Origin of the sequence: Bartonella sp. AA56HLJMS (assembly GCF_042197145.1) — a bacterium.
Lineage (GTDB): Bacteria > Pseudomonadota > Alphaproteobacteria > Rhizobiales > Rhizobiaceae > Bartonella.
Window position 1 is genome coordinate 211,451 of the sequence record NZ_JBHIRL010000002.1, and the last position, 19,186, is coordinate 230,636.

13 protein-coding genes, 1 tRNA gene and 1 pseudogene are annotated in these 19,186 nt (G+C 35.2%); 11 read left to right on the plus strand and 4 right to left on the minus strand.

Annotation, left to right across the window (positions count from 1 at the left end):
- The first annotated feature begins 122 nt into the window (after window positions 1–122).
- From ACFINI_RS02270 to ACFINI_RS02310, 9 genes and pseudogenes are all read left to right on the plus strand, one after another.
- The gene (locus tag ACFINI_RS02270; protein ID WP_375645512.1) at window positions 123–2,273 is read left to right on the plus strand and encodes a transglycosylase domain-containing protein; all 2,151 of its coding nucleotides are present in this window, start codon (window positions 123–125) and stop codon (window positions 2,271–2,273) included.
- Window positions 2,274–2,290: 17 nt separating this feature from the next.
- On the plus strand, window positions 2,291–2,887 hold the full coding sequence (locus ACFINI_RS02275) for a DUF1214 domain-containing protein (protein ID WP_375645513.1): 597 nt from the start codon (window positions 2,291–2,293) through the stop codon (window positions 2,885–2,887).
- Complete coding sequence (locus tag ACFINI_RS02280; protein WP_375645514.1) at window positions 2,880–3,419, plus strand: hypothetical protein; 540 nt, start codon at window positions 2,880–2,882, stop codon at window positions 3,417–3,419. Before ACFINI_RS02275 ends, ACFINI_RS02280 begins: the two co-directional genes overlap by 8 nt.
- A 529-nt stretch (window positions 3,420–3,948) precedes the next feature.
- On the plus strand, window positions 3,949–4,734 hold the full coding sequence (locus ACFINI_RS02285) for a DUF1499 domain-containing protein (protein WP_375645515.1): 786 nt from the start codon (window positions 3,949–3,951) through the stop codon (window positions 4,732–4,734).
- A gap of 1,080 nt (window positions 4,735–5,814) precedes the next feature.
- Window positions 5,815–6,216, plus strand: a pseudogene (locus ACFINI_RS02290) (DUF1499 domain-containing protein); the annotation flags it as partial.
- Between the two features lie 392 nt (window positions 6,217–6,608).
- Complete coding sequence (locus tag ACFINI_RS02295) at window positions 6,609–7,328, plus strand: hypothetical protein (RefSeq protein ID WP_375645516.1); 720 nt, start codon at window positions 6,609–6,611, stop codon at window positions 7,326–7,328.
- Window positions 7,325–10,543 carry an autotransporter outer membrane beta-barrel domain-containing protein gene (locus ACFINI_RS02300; RefSeq protein ID WP_375645517.1) on the plus strand — a complete coding sequence of 1,073 codons (3,219 nt, stop codon included), beginning with the start codon at window positions 7,325–7,327 and terminating at the stop codon, window positions 10,541–10,543. Before ACFINI_RS02295 ends, ACFINI_RS02300 begins: the two co-directional genes overlap by 4 nt.
- A gap of 34 nt (window positions 10,544–10,577) precedes the next feature.
- The gene (locus ACFINI_RS02305; RefSeq protein WP_375645518.1) at window positions 10,578–11,534 is read left to right on the plus strand and encodes an HlyD family type I secretion periplasmic adaptor subunit; all 957 of its coding nucleotides are present in this window, start codon (window positions 10,578–10,580) and stop codon (window positions 11,532–11,534) included.
- The gene (locus ACFINI_RS02310; protein ID WP_375645519.1) at window positions 11,534–11,998 is read left to right on the plus strand and encodes a toxin-activating lysine-acyltransferase; all 465 of its coding nucleotides are present in this window, start codon (window positions 11,534–11,536) and stop codon (window positions 11,996–11,998) included. The genes ACFINI_RS02305 and ACFINI_RS02310 overlap by 1 nt, the downstream gene beginning before the upstream one ends.
- A 229-nt stretch (window positions 11,999–12,227) precedes the next feature.
- Here ACFINI_RS02310 and ACFINI_RS02315 read toward each other — a convergent pair.
- Window positions 12,228–12,302: transfer RNA gene (locus tag ACFINI_RS02315), tRNA-Gln, on the minus strand.
- A gap of 874 nt (window positions 12,303–13,176) precedes the next feature.
- On the opposite strand from ACFINI_RS02315, the gene ACFINI_RS02320 reads away from it, so the two are divergent.
- Window positions 13,177–13,779, plus strand: coding sequence for a superoxide dismutase (locus ACFINI_RS02320; protein ID WP_375622288.1), 603 nt, complete (start codon window positions 13,177–13,179; stop codon window positions 13,777–13,779).
- An 83-nt stretch (window positions 13,780–13,862) separates the two neighbouring features.
- On the opposite strand, the gene ACFINI_RS02325 is transcribed toward ACFINI_RS02320, so the two are convergent.
- Complete coding sequence (locus ACFINI_RS02325; protein WP_375645520.1) at window positions 13,863–15,956, minus strand: S9 family peptidase; 2,094 nt, start codon at window positions 15,954–15,956, stop codon at window positions 13,863–13,865.
- Between the two features lie 855 nt (window positions 15,957–16,811).
- On the opposite strand from ACFINI_RS02325, the gene ACFINI_RS02330 reads away from it, so the two are divergent.
- Window positions 16,812–17,249: a MucR family transcriptional regulator gene (locus ACFINI_RS02330; RefSeq protein ID WP_012754848.1), complete on the plus strand. Its 438-nt coding sequence runs from the start codon at window positions 16,812–16,814 to the stop codon at window positions 17,247–17,249.
- Between the two features lie 98 nt (window positions 17,250–17,347).
- Here the strand turns inward: ACFINI_RS02330 and ACFINI_RS02335 are convergent, their stop codons facing one another.
- Complete coding sequence (locus ACFINI_RS02335) at window positions 17,348–17,758, minus strand: SufE family protein (RefSeq protein ID WP_375645521.1); 411 nt, start codon at window positions 17,756–17,758, stop codon at window positions 17,348–17,350.
- Window positions 17,759–17,866: 108 nt separating this feature from the next.
- Window positions 17,867–18,241 (minus strand): DUF5330 domain-containing protein, encoded by a 375-nt coding sequence (locus ACFINI_RS02340; protein ID WP_375645522.1) that lies wholly within the window; start codon window positions 18,239–18,241, stop codon window positions 17,867–17,869.
- Window positions 18,242–19,186 lie beyond the last annotated feature (945 nt).

The window sequence follows — 19,186 nt, forward strand, 5'->3', positions numbered from 1 at the left end:
AAAAATGAATAATTCTAAAACAAATTCTTTCTCTGTTAGAACTATAGAAAAAAAATACTTCTACTCCATATAATTATTGTAGATTTGTTTGGTTGTATTGCTTTGCCATAGGCTCTCTTTAAATGTTTGATTTTTTTAAAAAAAAGAAAGGGCAACACCGTAAGCCATTCCATAGTCCTGCTCTCATTGAATTAGACGCACGATTAGACACAGCGCTTTATCACATTCGTTCTGCTAACAGTTTTTTCTGGAAAAAGGCAAAAATCGTCTCACAAAATTTTCATCTTCAAGGATGGAAACGTTTTATCGTTGAAGTTCTCGATGAAATACTGACATTAGGGTTGATGGGATTTACTCTTTTCACTATTTTGGGCATTTCTGTTTTTGAACTGACCAAAACAGATTGGTCTTCTCCTAAAAACTTTTCCATTCTTTTTCTAGATCGCTATGGAAATTCCATTGGGCACCGTGGTGCACTGCCGGCAATCTCTGTCCCCGTTGAAGAAATGCCTGACACTGTCATTAAAGCGGTTCTCGCTACAGAAGACCGTCGTTTTTTTGATCATTGGGGCATTGATTTTCAAGGACTTACACGGGCAATTTCACAAAATATGCAAGCTAAAGGTGTGGTGCAAGGTGGTTCAACTCTCACACAACAATTGGCTAAAAATTTATTTTTAACAAACGAAAGAACCATAACACGTAAAATCAAAGAAGCTTATCTTGCTCTTTGGCTAGAAGCAAATTTTAGCAAAAAGCAGATTTTACAACTTTACCTTGACCGAGCCTATATGGGAGGAAACAATTTTGGTATTGCCGCAGCGGCAAAATTTTATTTTGGAAAAAACATACGTCATGTCTCTTTAAGTGAATCTGCTATGTTAGCAGGACTCTTTAAAGCTCCAACAAAATATGCTCCTCATAGTCATCTCTTTGCAGCTCAAACACGTGCCAATATCGTCCTTTCTAATCTTGTTAATAGTGGCTTTATGACGAAGAGCCAAATTATCAATGCGCATCGCCACCCTGCTAAGGCACTTCCCCAAAGAGAAAATAATCAGCCAGATTATTTTCTTGATTGGGCATTCGAGGAAGTCAAAAAAATGCGTAATCAACTTCCAAGCCATAGTTTAATTATTCAAACGACCCTTGATCCGAATATTCAAAAAGCAGCAGAAGAATCAATTGCATATCATTTACATCAGTATGGTCAACAATATCGCGTAACCCAAGCTGCCACCGTTATACTCGATAATAACGGTGCCGTATGCGCAATTGTTGGAGGACAAGATTATAAAAAGAGTCAATTTAACAGAGCAACACAAGGCGGACGGCAAACTGGTTCTTCATTCAAACCTTATGTTTACGCAACCGCACTGGAACACGGACTGTCTCCCTCGACAATCGTTTTAGATGCTCCTATCAATTGGGGAGGTTGGACACCAAAAAATAATTCTGGCCGTTATTTGGGGAAAATTGATTTAGCAACAGCTTTAGCTTTTTCTATTAATACAGTCCCTGTGTATCTCACCTATCAATATCTTCACCGCGATACCCAACCTATCATAGATCTCATCAAGAATATGGGGATTAACGCGCATATTTTATCACACAAAACGATGGTTCTGGGCACTTCCAACATGACCCCCATGGATCAAGCAACTGGCTTTAATGTCTTTGCGAATGGCGGGATAGCTGGTAATCGTCATGGGTTTACGCAAATCAAAACAATTGATGGTCGTGTCGTGTGGGATTTCGAACATAACGGAAAAAAACTACACCGAGTTCTGAGTGAACAATCAACAGCTTATATGAACCAAATGATGGTGGGTGTCACGACACGAGGATCTGGTAAGCGTGCTGCTCTACCCATGACTCTCGTCGCTGGGAAAACTGGAACATCACAATCTTATCGTGATGCTTGGTTTGTTGGCTTTACAGGCAATTATACAGGAGCGGTATGGATGGGAAATGATAACTTTTCACCGATGAATCGTGCTTTTGGGGGTGGCGTTCCTGCCATGATATGGCATCGCATCATGCTTGCTGCACATCAAAATATCATGCTCAAACAGCTCTATGGTGTTAAAGATTCTCTCCTTCCTTATCAGCCCCCAGTACTTTCTTCCCATGCAGATTCTGAAATTCCTCCTCCAATACCCTCTACGCTTTCTCCTGAAACATTAAATATCGTGCGATTGATTAACAAAGATCTGAAAAAAACATCTGCAATTTCTTTGAAAATGAAAACAACTGGAGATTCAACATTTTGAATTCAAGATATTCACTGATGTTTTTTAATATCACCATTTTCTTTTTTATCTTCGCTTTTTCCATTTTATGTGGAACACTGAGTGTCGATTATGTGCTCAATTCCTTTCCTCATTTTGGACTCTTTAGAATTGGAAAATGGAGTGCTTATCCCCAAATGGGAACCGCCAATATGGATCCTTATACCCGCGCCCGCACCGCTAAACAAGGCATTGTTTCACTCGGACGAACTGAAGGTATTCAATTCCAGATTTGGCAAGATAACCAAGGGCGTCCACTCCACCCCCACTGTCATTATTTACTCAAAGGCACCATCCCTGAAACCCGTCTTTTTACCCTTTATACAGCTGACAAATCCCTAAAACCCTATACTTCATCCAAAGAAATACCTTTTGAACTCGACACGAACGCTATTATTTATGAGCATGATGGCTCATTGCGCATTAATATTTCACCCACACCGCAAACTGGCAATTGGCTTGCAACAGTTAGTCAAAAAGAATTCGGGCTTATTCTTACCTTATACGATACCTCAATCATCTCTGCAACGGCATTACAAAAGCTTACAATGCCATCAATAGAACAAATTCCATCAGGACAAATAAATTGTGACTAGATTTATTCATACCGCACTTCTTGCAATCATTGGCGCTATTATCGTTCATATTTGCGTTCTCTTTCTGATCCCCTATTGGGCACAGGATAATATATGGACAGCACTTAAAAAATCCGGAGCCCCTTATCAATTTGTTGCTTTTACTCCCGATAATCCTATTCAACAATCTGCTGATCCCCTCTTTCTTCTTAAAGTCTGCAGATTTAACCTTGAAAATGGACCTGTTCATTTAAAAGCTTTGAAAACACGACAATTTTGGTCACTAGCAGCCTACACACACAACGGAATTATTTTCTATAGCCTTACTGACCGAACAGCCCCTGATGCGACACTCGATCTTATCATTGGAAAACCAATACAAATCATACAACTCAAAAAATCAAAACCTAAAAAAAATACCAATTCAGTTTTGGTTGCTAAAAATTTGAATGAAGGGTTTGTTATTTTACGTACTTTTGTCCCTTCTTCCCTTGCGAAAAAAGAAAGTGAAGCTTTCCTTTCATCTGCGACCTGCCGTATATTTTATGAATAAAAACCGACTAACCTCTCATTTGTACAACACCTTACTTTCTATACAAAATACATGAAGCCTATCAAAATGGTTATCTTTTTTCTCTATTAATTGAATATTCAAATTTATCTGATTATAAATCCCTCAATTTTTTATTGAGATATAATGAAATCTCTATTGCACATCATCATATCCTATTTGATACGCATTATCTGACAGAAAAAACTCCCCGCAATCAGAAGAGAAAAATCAAGAGAAAAGCTCTAAAAAAATATGCTGCTAACAATTGTAAAACTTGTTATTTGAGTTTATTTCTTTTTATTTACAAACATTCCCATAAAATTCGCATCAATGACATGATAAACTATAGAAGAAATACTGTTTACCTTCAATAAAGTGCGAAAATAATCGCTGGAAACTTATAAGACATTACGCATCCTTGACCTCAAAAATAAGTGCTTTATTTTTCTCTTATAAGCAGAAGCTTTTTGTACGATAGGCACTCTGAAAAAACTTGGCTTATAGTTTACAATTGAGGGGAAAAAACTTCATGAAGAAGAGATATGTTCGGTTCGTTTCAAGAGCAGCAGTATGGTCCCCTCGATTTGGTGGATTGTCGTTCTTTATTTTATTATTTTCAGTCATTTTACAACGTTTTTCCGTTATTAACGTAACCGATTTCATAATTTTGATAGGTATCTCTACTGGCTGTGTAATTATTTCTCTTTTTCTGGCTATTAAAGCACTTCATAGTTTATGGTTATATGGTGCTCTAGGCGGAATGAAAGCTTTAAAAGGGATCATTTATTCATTAATAACGGCTACACCACTGATGCTCTTTTTGGGACTTTGGTTTACCTTACCGGCTCTTTACGACGTTTCTACCGATACACAAAAACCGCCGGCTTTTTTTCGCACAATACGTCCCAGCGATGCTTTACCGCTCAAAAGTGTTTTGACTGAACAAGCAGCAATACAGATGTCACAATGGCCAGAAATATCGGGGCGCCGTTATGACGGCTCACCTGACCGTATTCGCGAATCCGTTCTTAATGTTTTAGCTGCGTATGATTGGCCTGTTGTAGCGCAACGAGAATTCAAAGGCGAAGAAAATGAAATTTATATCGAAACGAGAGCAAAAACTTTTTACCTTGGCTTTATTTTAGATATTGTTATTCGTTTAACTGATGAAGGGGATACAACTTTTGTTGATATGCGTTCTGCTTCTCGTTATTTGCCAAGAGATTTGGGGACAAATGCTGCTTTTATTATCGATTTTATGGATGCACTTGATACAGAAATCGCCTCACTTCCTCTTTCTGAAGATAATGAGTAGAGATTAGAAGTATAGTAAGTTACATTTACTAGATTAGCTTATTTCAAAAATAAATTTTGAGACGTGCAGAAACGCACAAAACATTTATCGTCTCTCGACGGTCATAAGCATTACTGAAAAGTTCTTTAAACACCCAAAAGCAACTTATAGACTCTTTTTAGCGCGTGACATATAGATAAAATATTTGAATTCAAATTCTAAACTTAAATACTATAATTGATTTTACATATATTTTTTATGCTCAGAAATCTCATCATAAAAGTAGGAAAGAAGACTTCTCTAATAAGGAAATTAAGCATTTCTTACAGGCGCATTTTTCCAATGAAAATAGAAAAATACACCCTCATCAAAAAAGATGAAATACATTTATCATAAAATATGATGCATATGTAATATAGTTACAGAAAAAATTAACAATAAAATACATATAAATTCATCTGTATTTTACAATAAATGATTATTTCAATTTTATAAAGAAATTTCATAATAATAAAAAAAATATATATATTATTACAAATAATATAAACTTATTTAAATGAAAATAATTTTTCATCAAACATAACTTAAATATAAATACTAATATCTAATATATTTAAACGCAACATAAATAAAACAAAATGCCAAAAATAACCCACTAAATGTCTTAATTGCTTCCTTTATACTATTTTTCCAACTGTCACCACTTTATATATAACTTAATAAAAATATAAAAACAAATATTGAAAATAAAATATCAAAAACATTATTATATAAAGATAATAAATAATCATTTTTCATATAAATAACATAACAAATAAAAACTGTTATAGAAAGTAATATAACAAATATAATGAACAAAAATGTGCTTAACAACATTTTTTTCACAATTTCTTTGTTACTATAACCTTTAAATTTATACCGTAAAAACATTGCATAGAAAAATATAAATAAAGCACATGTAGAAGATAATAATTCTGCAATAATACGAATAATATCACTCATAAAAAAATCCAAATTAAATATATAATTTTGTAAAATTATGCACCTAAACCTTCCTGTCAAGTTTGTAGACACATAATTATGCCTACAAGCTTGTTCATTGCTTTACCGCTCAAAAGTGTTTTGACTGAACAAGAAACATTACAGATGTCACAATGGCCAGAAATATCGGGGCGCCGTTATGATGGCTCACCTGATCGTATTCGCGAATCTGTTCTCAATGTTTTAGCAGCCTATGATTGGCCTGTTGTGGCTCAACGAGAGTTTAAAGGTGAAGAAAATGCGCTTTATATTGAAACAATAGCAAAAACTTTTTACCTTGGGTTTATTTCGGATATCGTGATACGCTTAACTGATGAAGGGGATACAACTTTTGTTGGTATGCGCTCTGATTCACGTTATTTGCCAAGAGATTTGGGCACAAATGCTGTTTTTATTATCGATTTTATGGATGCGCTTGATACAGAAATCTCGTCACTTCCTCTTTCTCAAGATGATGAGTAGAAACTTGTACTTACTTCCAACAGAAAAATCCCTACCAACCTGTCATTTGTTTCCACTATTATTACTTATTACTGAAAGTGCTTTTACTCTTTCAAGACAAAGCTTTTAAACGAAAATATCTCAATCCTAAATTATTTCATAACAAAAATATTGTTTTCTCTCTCATTTGATGTTTTTTTTAAAAGATTTTAAGTATTAATATATATTTAAATATTAATATAATATGTATTAAACAATAAAAATGATTTATTTTATTAAAAAGTAAATTTATAATATTTTACAAATAATAACGAATTAACTAATAGGTAAGTATTGTAATTAAAATTTTAATTGTTTATTTTTCTTACTTCTAAGCGGGGAGAACATGCGGAGCTTATAAGGGAGGAACAGCTATGTCTAAAAAATCTTTACTCTCCTGTACAGCTGTCGCAGCAATTATGCTTTTTGGCAAAAATCTCAACGTACATGCTGAATCTCTTGAAGTTGATAAAGGAGAAGTAAAAAACGTATCAAACAAGACTTATGAATATATTCAAACAACAAATGGTGGAAAAGTCATCGGTAAAAATTTAACACTGACCGGAGGTCATCCAATAAACAACGATTTGGATGCTGTAGTCCTTAGAACCAAATCTTCAATTGAGTTATGGGATACAACCATTAAAAGTGCAAACGATACTCAGCTGCATAGTGGTGTTGGAATATGGCATGGTAGTACATTTAAGATGATAGGAGGTGTTATTGCAGCCGATTATGGCGTTATATCAGACACTGATGACAGTAGCACAACGATATTGGAAAACGTGAAATTATCAAGCGGTAAAGACAACACTTCGATGAGCAAAGGAATCTCCGCTAGAAAAGGCATAATTACTTTAAAAAATGTAACCGTTAATGAAGCAGATTTATCCGTAGCAGCATCTTCTGATGCACATGTGATAATATCTGTCAGTTCCTTTGGCGGTGAGGTACAAGCTAAACAACGCAGTACCATTACTTTAAACGATAATGTCACAGTAACATCTAAAAATGACGGACTCCATGCAGATGGTGAACAATCTAAAATCACAATAACTGGAGGAACTGTAAAGGGGAAAAAAGTGCTCTGTTGACAGAAAATGGCGGATATATTGATGTCGCCGATATCACTCTCACCGTATATAACAGAGGAACAGGCGAAAAATCCACTGGTCCTAACAGCATGATTGATTTGCATAATAATGCAACCATTAAAGAGACTGTCATTGGACTTGAAGCAAAAGACAATGGTGTCATTCAAATGACAGGAGGATCTATTGAGGTCACAGGCGGCCAAGCAGTAGGTGCATTATTCCTTGACACCGCAAGCAAAAAAAACACGCTGAAAGATGTGAAAATATCAAGTGGAAAAGATGGCTTTCTTATGGAAAAAGGAATAAATGCTGATAATGGAAGCACTGTTACTTTAAATAATGTAACCGTCACAAAAGCAAAACGCAGCATCTATGCAGATAACAAATCTCAAGTAATGGTTTCTAGTGGATCTTTTGAGGCAAAAGAAGATGCAATCAATGCTCAAAGCGGTAGTACCATTACTTTGGACAATGAGGCTAAAATCACATCATCTGAGGGTGATGGCTTCCATGCAATTGGTGAGCAATCAAAAATTTTTATGACAGGGGGAACTGTTACCGGTAGCAATAGTGTATTATATACAAGAGCTGGTGGATATATTAATGTTAAAGACGTTGCTCTCACAGCAAATGGAAAAGGAACAAAATTCGGCGCATTTGCAAGAGGTTCCAGTACCATTGAATTGAATGGAAACACAACAATTAAAAATGCTACGATCGGTGTTAAAGCCCAAAGTGATAATGCGACAATCAAGATGACAGGAGGATCTATTGAGGTCACAGGAGGCGAAGCAGTAGGTGCATTATTCCTTGAAACCACAAGCAAAGAAAACACGCTGAAAGATGTGAAAATATCAAGCGGTAAAGATGGCTTTCTTATGGAGAAAGGAATAAGTGCTGACAAAGGAAGCACGGTTTCTTTAAATAATGTAACCGTTAAGAATGCAGAAAAAGCTCTCTTGGCTAATGATAATTCCCAAATAACAGTAACGGGCGGAGATTCCTTTGGTGGAGAAGTACAAACTCTGCAAGGTAGTACAATTACTTTAAATGATAATGTCACAGTAACATCTAAAAATTACGGACTCCATGTAGATGGTGAAGAAGCCAAAATCACAATGACGGGAGGGAGCGTAAGTGCAAAAGGAGCAGCATTTGTCGTAAAAGATGGCGGACATATTGATGTCACAGATATTTCTGCAAAAGCACAGCGCAATGGGATACGCTCTGATAACTCAAAAAACGATCAAACTTTAGAAATAAACTTGACCAATACAAACCTTCTCATCGAAGATGGAACGGGTATTGTTGCCAACAATTCATCAAATGGTAAACTCAACCTCAAAGATTCAGAAATCAGAGCCGATAGGTTATTCGTAGGGATAATCCATGATACACCAAAACCTAATCAAATCTTTTCACTCTCCGCAGACCGTTCTGTCTTACAAGGTGGTGTAAGAAATGACGAAAATGGACAAACAAGCTTTGATCTCAAAAACAATACAACATGGTTTGTGAACACCAGCACAAAAGAAAAAGATGATGCGGGCAAGTTACTTGATATCACTCAAAGATCACGTTCTGATGTTTCTGCACTCAACCTCAATGACAGCAAAATTGTTTTTGAAAAGCCAGTAGAAAACCATTACCACACATTACATATCGGTTCTGGTAAAAAAGATACTCCAGAGATCTATAACGCTTCTGGAAACGCAGAAATCCACTTTAACATGGCATGGAGAGATGGGGTTGCTGTAGATGATCAAAAAACCGATCGCGTTCTCATTCATGGCGATGCATCAGGTACAACAACAGTTTATATCAAGAGTGATGTAGGGGATAAAAACAGTGTAGAAAATGCTGTGGCCCCCTCGAATACAGGCGGTATTTCCCTTATCCAAGTCTCTGGAAAAGCGATGGAAGACTCCTTCAAATTAGCCAATGGTTATATCACAAGAGATGGTTTGCCTTATAAATACACACTAACTGCTTATGGACCAGAATCAAGCCATGGCACAGCCAATATTGAGCAAAACCTCTTTGATGAAAAAAATGAAAACTTCTGGGATTTTCGCTTGCATAAAGCATTTCTTGACTCCGGTGGCGGTAGTGGTTCCGGTGGCTCTGTCCCTGGTCCACATGTGGAAGCTGTCGTACCGCAAGTGGCAAGCTATATCGTGATGCCTAACGCTCTCTTCTACGCTGGTTTTACCGACATTACTAAGCAAAGCAAATTGTTAGCTGATATCCGTACAACACAAAATTATTCTTTCTTCTTTTCACCCTATGGTAGCAATGCTACCTTAACCTCTGAGCGTGGTCCCTTCAAATATGGCTATGGCGCTGATATTCCCTATGCTGCCGTACAAGCAGGTGGTGCATTAGCTGCAATGGAAAGCCAAAATATCACCATGCATTTTGGACTTATGGGAACCTATGGGAAACTCTCTTTCACACCTAAGGATATGGAGGGTGCAAACAAAAGCACACTCAATAAATGGGCGGTTACAGCTTATGGCAGTATACAACACAACAATAGCTTATATGTCGATGTCCTAACTTCCTATGGCATGATCGATGGAAATATCACTACGGCTGATATCAAGAATGCCGCAAACTTGAAGGGTGCCAAAACCTTGAGCGCTTCGGTTACCATTGGAAAAGAATTTGCTACAGGAATGGAAGGGATAGAGTTTGAGCCACAAGCACAAATTGTTTATCAACAATTGTCGTTTGACACCATGAAAGATGCTGATAATCTAGAAATTGATATGAAAAATCCTTCCCAATGGTTGGTTCGGATTGGCGGACGTTTAACTAAAACTGTTTCTGCCGAAAGCGATTATCCCTTTTCTTTTTATGGAAAAGTGAACTTTCTTAAAACCTTTAGTGATGATGGGAAAATACAGATTGGTAAGGAATTTGACCTTGATCCTGCCGGAACTGCCATTGAAGGCGGTTTGGGCATCAATGCACAACTCTCCCACAATATCGTACTTCATGGTGATGTTAGTTACCAACAAAAGCTACAAAAAACGGGTATAACAGGAGCGAGCTTTTCTGGTGGAATACGTTTATCAGTTCTAAGAAAATGCTGTAAAGTGAGCGTTATTTTCCCATTTGCTTGCATAAAAAGGCTGGACAACTCCATACTGTGTGGCCTTTTTGATTTGCACAAACCTACCGTGGAGTACCGGTTATTCTTTTCTTTATAACATACCTACAACACTTCTTGCTGAAAGCAATCCTTTGGATAAAGATTTTGTGACCAAAGGACTTGCCTATCTGCCAGTTCCTCCCTCTGGCAATCAGACTGCAAGAATAGAAGGAGAAATACTTATTAGCGCTACCCTTCAATCTCTCCAAGATAAATTAAGAGCGCTAAAAGCACAAGCGGACCGCGTCGAGCGCAGCGGTGCAACACAACATGCGCAATTAGATAGGTTGGAAGATGATCGTCAATTAAGCCAAGGAAAATTAAAAGCTGCAAAAAGCCTGATGGAAACAAAAGTCATTAGCCAAGCCGTTTATTTAGAGCGTTTACATGATTTTAAAAATGTCGAGCATGAAATTTTAACCAATCAAAGACGTTTGGAAGAAAATGCCGCCGAAATAAACACCCTCCGCCAACAACGGAAAAGTCTCATTTCCGATGAAATCGCCCGCTATCGGCAACTTTCGCGTGAAACAGAACTGAATCTTCAAGGATTAAAAGCAAAGCTTGATAGCACTCAATACCATCTTGACCACTTATCACTCTATGCGCCTGTTGATGGACATATCGATGATTTAAGTATCCATACTTTGGGCGGCTTTGTAGAAGCTGGTAAAACGCTTATGCGTATTGTCCCTGATGCAGGTGGTCTCATTGTTGAAGCGTTTTTTGATAATCGAGATATTGGTTTTTTAGAAAAGGGTCAACGTGCTTACATCAAGTTTTCTGCCTTTCCACCTGAACGTTTCGGTGTTATCCACGGTACAGTCGTTAATGTAGGCGCTACAGCGCGCTATAATAAAGAAATTAATGGTGTCTATGCTGTTTTAATCAAAATTGACCAAGATCACATCACTTTGAATAACAAACATCTTAAATTTATCCCTGGCATGACTGTGGCAACGGATGTCATTACCTCAAAACGGCGTCTCATTTCCTATTTCTTTGAACCTATTACCAAAGTTTTAGAACAATCTCTAAAGGAAAGATAATGTCTGTAAATGAAAATTCATCACCATCATTCATAGACCCTCTTACGGCTTTGGGTGCCATGGTTGTTTTAATGCTCACATCTCCCTTATACCGCCGCTGGCGAATCTGGGATATCGAACGAAATTTAGGACCAGCTTTACAGACTGGGCAATACAAGCTCTATAAAAATGAACGTGGAGAATTTTGTGCCTTTATCACTTGGGCTTTTTTAGATGAGAAAAATCATCAATCTATGCTTGATAAGGGAGAATTTTTACCTGATGCCAATTGGCAGAATGGAAAATACGTATGGTTTATTGATTGTGTAGCACCCTATGGCCATACTGCTCATATTGTACGCGATATGCAACGAAATATATTTCCTGATCAGCGTTATTGTTATGCTGTACGACGTAATGAAGATGGTGGAATACGAAAAATTGCACGCTGGTGTTGCTATAGAGCGCAAAATCCAGCCAAATAGTTTTTCTAAAGCAAGTGCGCATAAATCATTTACCCCTCGTCTTATAGAAAAGAATCTTTTAAAAGAGCTCTTTAAGCGATAGCTATAGCAAGAGAACCTTACCATATTTAGAGCTAACCCGCTACAAATAGGTGTTTTTCAGCTTACCAGACTTTCTATGAATAGCAATAGATAGTTAAGGGGATTGATCCACTCTCAAGCCGAACTTTTATTAACATTTTACCGGAACTGGCTGGGGTACCTGGATTCGAACCAGGGAATGCCGGTACCAAAAACCGGTGCCTTACCGCTTGGCTATACCCCAAAAAAACACGCTTTATAGCGACTCTTGCACCTTATAGCGATTCCTGTGATTGGACGCAATATCTGAAAATCAAAGACTTTACTTTTTTATCATAAAATTTCTGAGTCTTGTATGGCATTGCCATCGATACAAATTCGTAGCAGAAACTAATATACAGTTGTGATTTTAACATAAGTAGGAACCATTTATCCATCAATTATTTTGCTCTTTGTATTGATTTTCTAGGAACATAAAATGAAAATCTTGCAGTTTACTCATGTATCTAATAAATTTGCATATGATTTACTTTTCTTGATATATTAAAATCCCATCTTGCTCAATTTAAAAAAAACTGTCTCCACATTGGCAACCGGTAAGTGTATGATAGTGCTGCAGTGCTCTTGCATTAAGCATAAAGATGGTAATGTCCACTAATTTTTACATTATATTATTCATGGGTAGCACCATAAAATGAAATCAAGCACATTGAAAAATATTTCCTAAAAAATAACACTTAATATTCTTTTGAAAACATTATGATACACCAATAAACTGGAGGAGTTTTGCAAAAATTAAAAACATTTTATATGGTATTTGAAAAAATAGAGCTACAAAAACAAGGAATAATAGCTATTTCCATTTACTTTTTATTCAAAAGATAATGATATTTATTACCCACTCATAGATGTAAAAAAATCTTCAGAAGCAATCTTTATGTAGACCAATACCCTTTTTGATTGATGAATATACATTTCCTAAAAGCTTCTTTTACAAAAAGAGAGACATTAAAACTATTTCATACAAACTAGGTATTCAACATTTGCTTTTAAATTCGGTAAATGGCAAATTAGGCTTATGAAATAAGCTTAACAATTAGAATCGAGGAGATTTTTAAATGGCTTTTGAATTGCCCCCGTTGCCTTATGATTACGATGCCCTTTCGCCTTATATGTCACGCGAAACGCTTGAATATCATCATGATAAGCATCACCTTGCTTATCTTACCAATACCAATAATTTTGTGAAAGAGTTAGGCTTAGAAAATGAAAGCCTTGAAGATATTGTTAAAAAAAGTTTTGGAAAAAATATTGGTTTGTTTAATAATGCAGCACAGTATTACAATCATAACCATTTTTGGCTTTGGATGAAAAAAGATGGTGGTGGTCAAAAACTTCCTGAAAAGTTAGCAAAAGCTATTGACGCTGATCTAGGTGGTTACGATAAATTCCGCGCTGATTTTATTGCTGCTGCTGGTGCCCAATTTGGTGCTGGATGGGCGTGGGTTGCTGTTAAAGATGGCAAGCTTGAAATTATGAAAACACCTAATGGTGAAAATCCCTTAGTGCACAATGCTCGCCCTATTTTGGGTGTCGATGTGTGGGAACATTCCTATTACATTGATTATCGCAATGCTCGACCGAAGTACCTCGAATCCTTTGTAGACCATTTAATTAATTGGGACTATGTTTTGAAACTTTATGAAGAATGTGAATTTTAAACTGTCTCAATAATTTTTTAGTGTATGAAAGTCTCTATAATCCAATAAATTATCGGAGACTTTCATACAGAGGTATCTATGGATTAGCAAAAGTCTTTTCCTGCTATCTTTAGAATATATGCATAGATATAGGCAACTTCTTCTAGCTTTGAAAAACGTCCAGCTGCACCAGCGTGCCCTGAATCCATATTAATACGTAATAAAACTGCATTATCGTCTGTTTTTAGGTCTCGTAATTTTGCCACCCATTTTGCAGGCTCCCAGTAAGTTACACGAGGATCTGTTAATCCTGCCATCACAAGTATAGGGGGATAGTTTTGAGCTTTGACATTATCGTAGGGGGAATAGGAAGCAATAAGCTTATAATCTTCTTCTGATTCAAGAGGATTCCCCCATTCGGCCCATTCTGGAGGTGTGAGTGGCAATGAAGCATCTAACATTGTCGCTAAAACATCAACAAAAGGCACATTCGCTACGATCCCAGCAAAATCCTGTGGAGCTATATTGGCAATAGCTCCCATCAACATCCCCCCTGCTGAACCACCATGAGCAATCAGCCGGTCGTGAGAAGTAAATTTATTGTTTACAAGGTAACGCCCACAAGCAATAAAATCTGTAAATGTATTGTGCTTAAAGAGATGTTTTCCTTTCTCATACCATTCTACTCCCTTTTCTTTTCCTCCGCGAATATGAGCAATGGCATAAATAAAACCTCTGTTCACTAGAGAAAGTACATTACTATTGAAACTGGCAGGAATAGAGATCCCATAAGCACCATAACCGTAAAGCAGACAAGGCGCACCACCGTCAAGGGGAGTGTTTTTGTGGTAAAAAAGTGAAATAGGAATCTTCTCACCATCATCTGCTATTGCTGTAATACGTCGTGTTACATATGCATCTTTATTATGCCCAGAGGGAATTATTTGCGTTTTTAAAAGCATTCGTTTACAATTCTTCATCTCATAATCAAACACTTGATCAGGTGTTGTCATAGACGAATAAGAAAAACGAATAGTTGGACTGTTATATTCTGCAACTCCTTGCAGACCTAAAGAATAAGCCTCTTCAGTAAAAGCAATAGAATTAACTTGTTTAGTGGTACGTTCCATTACTTTTATACGTGGAAGCCCCTCAAAACGTTCGATCCAGACAAGAAAATCTTGATAAGCATCATGGGATAATATTAGGCACCCAAGCTGATGTGGGACAAACTCAGACCAATTTTCTGATTGTGGAGATGTATATGGCGCTACCATAATTTTGAAATCTTTTGCATTATCTAAATTGGTCAAAATATAAAAGACATCACCACCCTCTGTAAGTGAATATTCAATACCTTTTTGTCGTTTCCGTACACATTTTGGAACAGTAAAAGGCGCCTCAGCTGGAATTAACCAGATCTCGGATGTTTCATGATCATGAATATTAATATAAATAACATCATGAAGCTTAGAACCGCTTACATCTAAGAAAAAACCTGGATTGTCTTCACGAAAAATAAGCTTATCTTGTGATTGATCTGTGTTTAATTGATGATAATAGAGCTCTGAAGGTCGGTGGTTTTTATCCATCTTAGTATAGAAAAAACCTTCAGATCTAGCATCCCATACAATTTGACCAGATGTATCAGTAATTGTCTCCATACAGTCAGACAATGTCTCAAAATTACGAATTTTAGCTGTATAGAATTCTGATCCTTTGTCATCATAGGTCCATACCACATGTTTATGGTCAGGAGATTCTTGAACTGAACCAAATTTGAAATATTCTTTGCCTTCTGCTAGGACATCACCATTAAGGTACACGTTTTTTTCTCCGCCATTCCTTGGTGTCCGAAAATAATGTGGTTGTTGGCCTCCGGTAACATAAGAGAATCCGTAAGCAAAAGCACCATGTTTTATAGGAACAGAACTATCATTCTCTTGGATCCTGTTTTTCATTTCGGTAAAAAGCAAATCTCGTAATGGTTTTGTATCAGCCATTTGAGCTGATTGATAAGCATTTTCTTTTTCAAGATAATGTCGAATATTGGGATCAAGACAGTTAGGATTTTTAAAAACATCTTGCCAGTTAGACGCACGTAACCAATGATAGGGATCATCACGAAAAATACCATGATATATTTCTTTATGAGTGATTCTAGATGCTTTGGGAGGAATTGCAAAAGTGCGAGTCATACACAATCCTATATTAAAATATGTTAACAGCTTCGTTTATATGTTAGAATCACAATGATTGATGCAAGTGTAAAAATCTATAAGTTCTATTCACTTGCAAAAATAGCACCATGATAATTTTTAAAACTAATACCTTTCTGTTCATTACATATCACAGCTATTGTTTTCTAGGGATATAACACCACTTTTATAATGAAAGTGACTGGTAAAACAATTAAACTATTAGAAAAAGAATTGATTTTTTTTGAAACAGTATAATCGCATAATTTTACAGAGATGAATAAATATATCTAAAATATTATTATTACTGTATAAAAAATAAAAATATCCTACCTCCTTTTAATGAATAGTTTTATATTAAAAATAATACTATTATGTCATTTTTATAATATAGCATGTTTTTTATTATTAAATTTTGTAAATATAAAAAATAAAAACAAATTTAAAACTTATTAAAAATAAATTTACTAAACTATAATTATTCAAAATAAAATATAATAATTTATATATTATATTTTTATAATTAGTAATTTTATTTTTACGTTCTCAAAAAAAATAAATAAATTTTATCATATATTTTTTTATATTTGTGATGTATTATATATTATGTATGATATGTTATAGGATAAAAATATATTTTAGCATGTAATAATTTCGTTTTTCTTATTGTATATTATGACAAAAAATGGGTATTTATTTGATTTTTTTGTGTTTTGGCAATTTTATAGAATAATTGAATTGACAAAAAAGATTTTTGTACAATATGAAACTCATGTGCATGAGATCTTTATATCATGAGTATATGCACTATATCTCGATTTTGAATTACTCAATTTTAAATTAAAGGAAACAAGAATGGAACATCGTGCAGTCTTAGAGACTGAAAGCAATTTAGTTATTACATTGGTTGCTGATATTGTTGCTGCCTACGTGAGTAATAATTCTATTCGACCGACTGAAGTGCCAAGTTTAATTGCTGATGTCCATGCTGCTTTTCGTAAAGCAGGGAATCTAGAGTTAACAGAAGTCGAAGTTGAAAAACAAAGGCCTGCCGTTAATCCGAAGCGTTCAGTATTTCCTGATTATCTCATTTGCCTTGAAGATGGAAAGAAGTTTAAATCTCTAAAGCGTCATCTCATGACACATTATGGAATGTTGCCAGAAGAATATCGTGAAAAATGGCAGTTAGATAGTTCTTATCCTATGGTGGCGCCTAATTATGCAAAAACACGATCGGCTTTGGCCAAAGAAATGGGGCTTGGACGCAAAAGCAAACGGAAAAAAACTAAATAATCTTATTTTGCGAAAAAATGGTTTCGTGTATAAAGTTGATTTTAGTATACATGTTTTGTGTGAAGCTTTTGTATATATAGCAATTTCTACCAAGGGGATTACATATAGCTTTCGTTACGAATCCGTTTAATCATTGATTTCAAACCATTTGATCGTTGTGGTGTAAGATTTTCATTTAAACCAAGTTTTTCAAAGAGCTCTTGAGCATCAGAATTGCGAATTTCAGAAGCTTTTTTGCCTGAATAAAAAGCAAGAAGTATGTAAATGAGTCCACGCACAATATGAGCATCGGAATCACCTTGAAACGTCAATATTGGATCTTTTGAGTTATTACGTGAAGATAAAAGCCACACTTGGCTAACACAACCAGGAACTTTGTGAGCATCATTTCGAGCGCTTTCTGGAAAAGGTGGCAATTCATAGCCAAGCTCGATGACATAACGATAACGATCTTCCCAATTATCCAAAAGCGAAAAGTTCTCTATAATATTACCGATTTTTTCCGCCATTATTTTAGTCCTGTTTCGTTTGAATAATCATTCTTGAATACACTTATAAAAAATAAATATTTATTCTTCCTAACATAAATAACACGAAGAACGTTAAAAATCCTTATTTCAAGATAACATTGCATGGTTTTGTAAGAACTCTTGTATTTCGATTTTGTAAGAAACATTAGGGGAAGTCTCTGATATCATTTTTTTTCCTAATATGTTCCCTAAATATTCATAAGCAGCTCTTGCACCGTAATATGCGCGCTCGCCAAGTGAACTTAAAAAGGATTTTCCTACTTTGCAGGTTTTTATATTACGGTCACAAAATGCGCCTAAGTCATTTAAGGCTTCCTTAAAAGCAATAATCACATCGCTCGTTGTTGTCTCATTATTTTGGGGGCTAGAAGAATGGTTACTGCTTGGATCTGCTACAAAAAATGAAATAATGACAAAAATAAAAAATAAAAAAAATGATAATTTGATTAAAAAACGTATCATGGACAATCAATGTACCGCAGTGGTAAATACAATAAAAGAAGCATTTTATATACTGTTGCTTTATAAACAATTTATAAAATGTGCTTTTTATAAAATTGAGTATTCATGTATTGGATCTATATCATTGGCTTTTTTATAAATATGGCACAATTCCGCTGTATAAAATGGGATACATTGTCTATTCAGTAAAAAATTAACATCAAAATTATACACTTACAAGCTGGTCATGTTAATGAACATACTATGATAAAAAATGAGAGAGATAATCATGTTGTGTACATAATTATTTTAAATAATAGTCCACCATCTTAGCTTAGTTGAAAAGGCTAAAAAGAGTAAACTCTGTTATTCTGACTCTAGTGTCGATAAAATATTTATATTATCTATAAAATTTTTACTGAAATGTTATGAAAATGGTCAACCTGTCGATAAAAACATCAAAAAACAATTGCATCTCTTACGATTACATCTCAAGCCAGTTTTTTCTATAACATTGTAAACATCAATTTAATTAATACTTATGAAAATAATTTAATAGAAGGAATTTATACCAAAATATAATAATATTAAGAGATAATTATTATTACCAAACCGTTTATGGATAAGTAACCATCTATATGTAAATTATAAAGAATAGATAATGATTGTCATCTTTTTAGCGTTATAGGCAAATATTTTCAATTTTATTTTAAATAATAGGCAAACATATGCCCCAAAATGAAGAATAACGTGGCATTATTGTTTAGATAATTATATGTGATAATGTAGTTTGCAAACACCAAAATGATCTTGAATGCTAATCATTTGGTGCTCTCTTTATACACATTAAAGATTTGTATAAAATAAAATGAATAAACGTTGATAAGAACTCTTGTTGATTTATCAACTTATAAATTGATATAATGAAGCTGCTCATTCTAGGAGTTTGAAAGGAAAAATCAATAA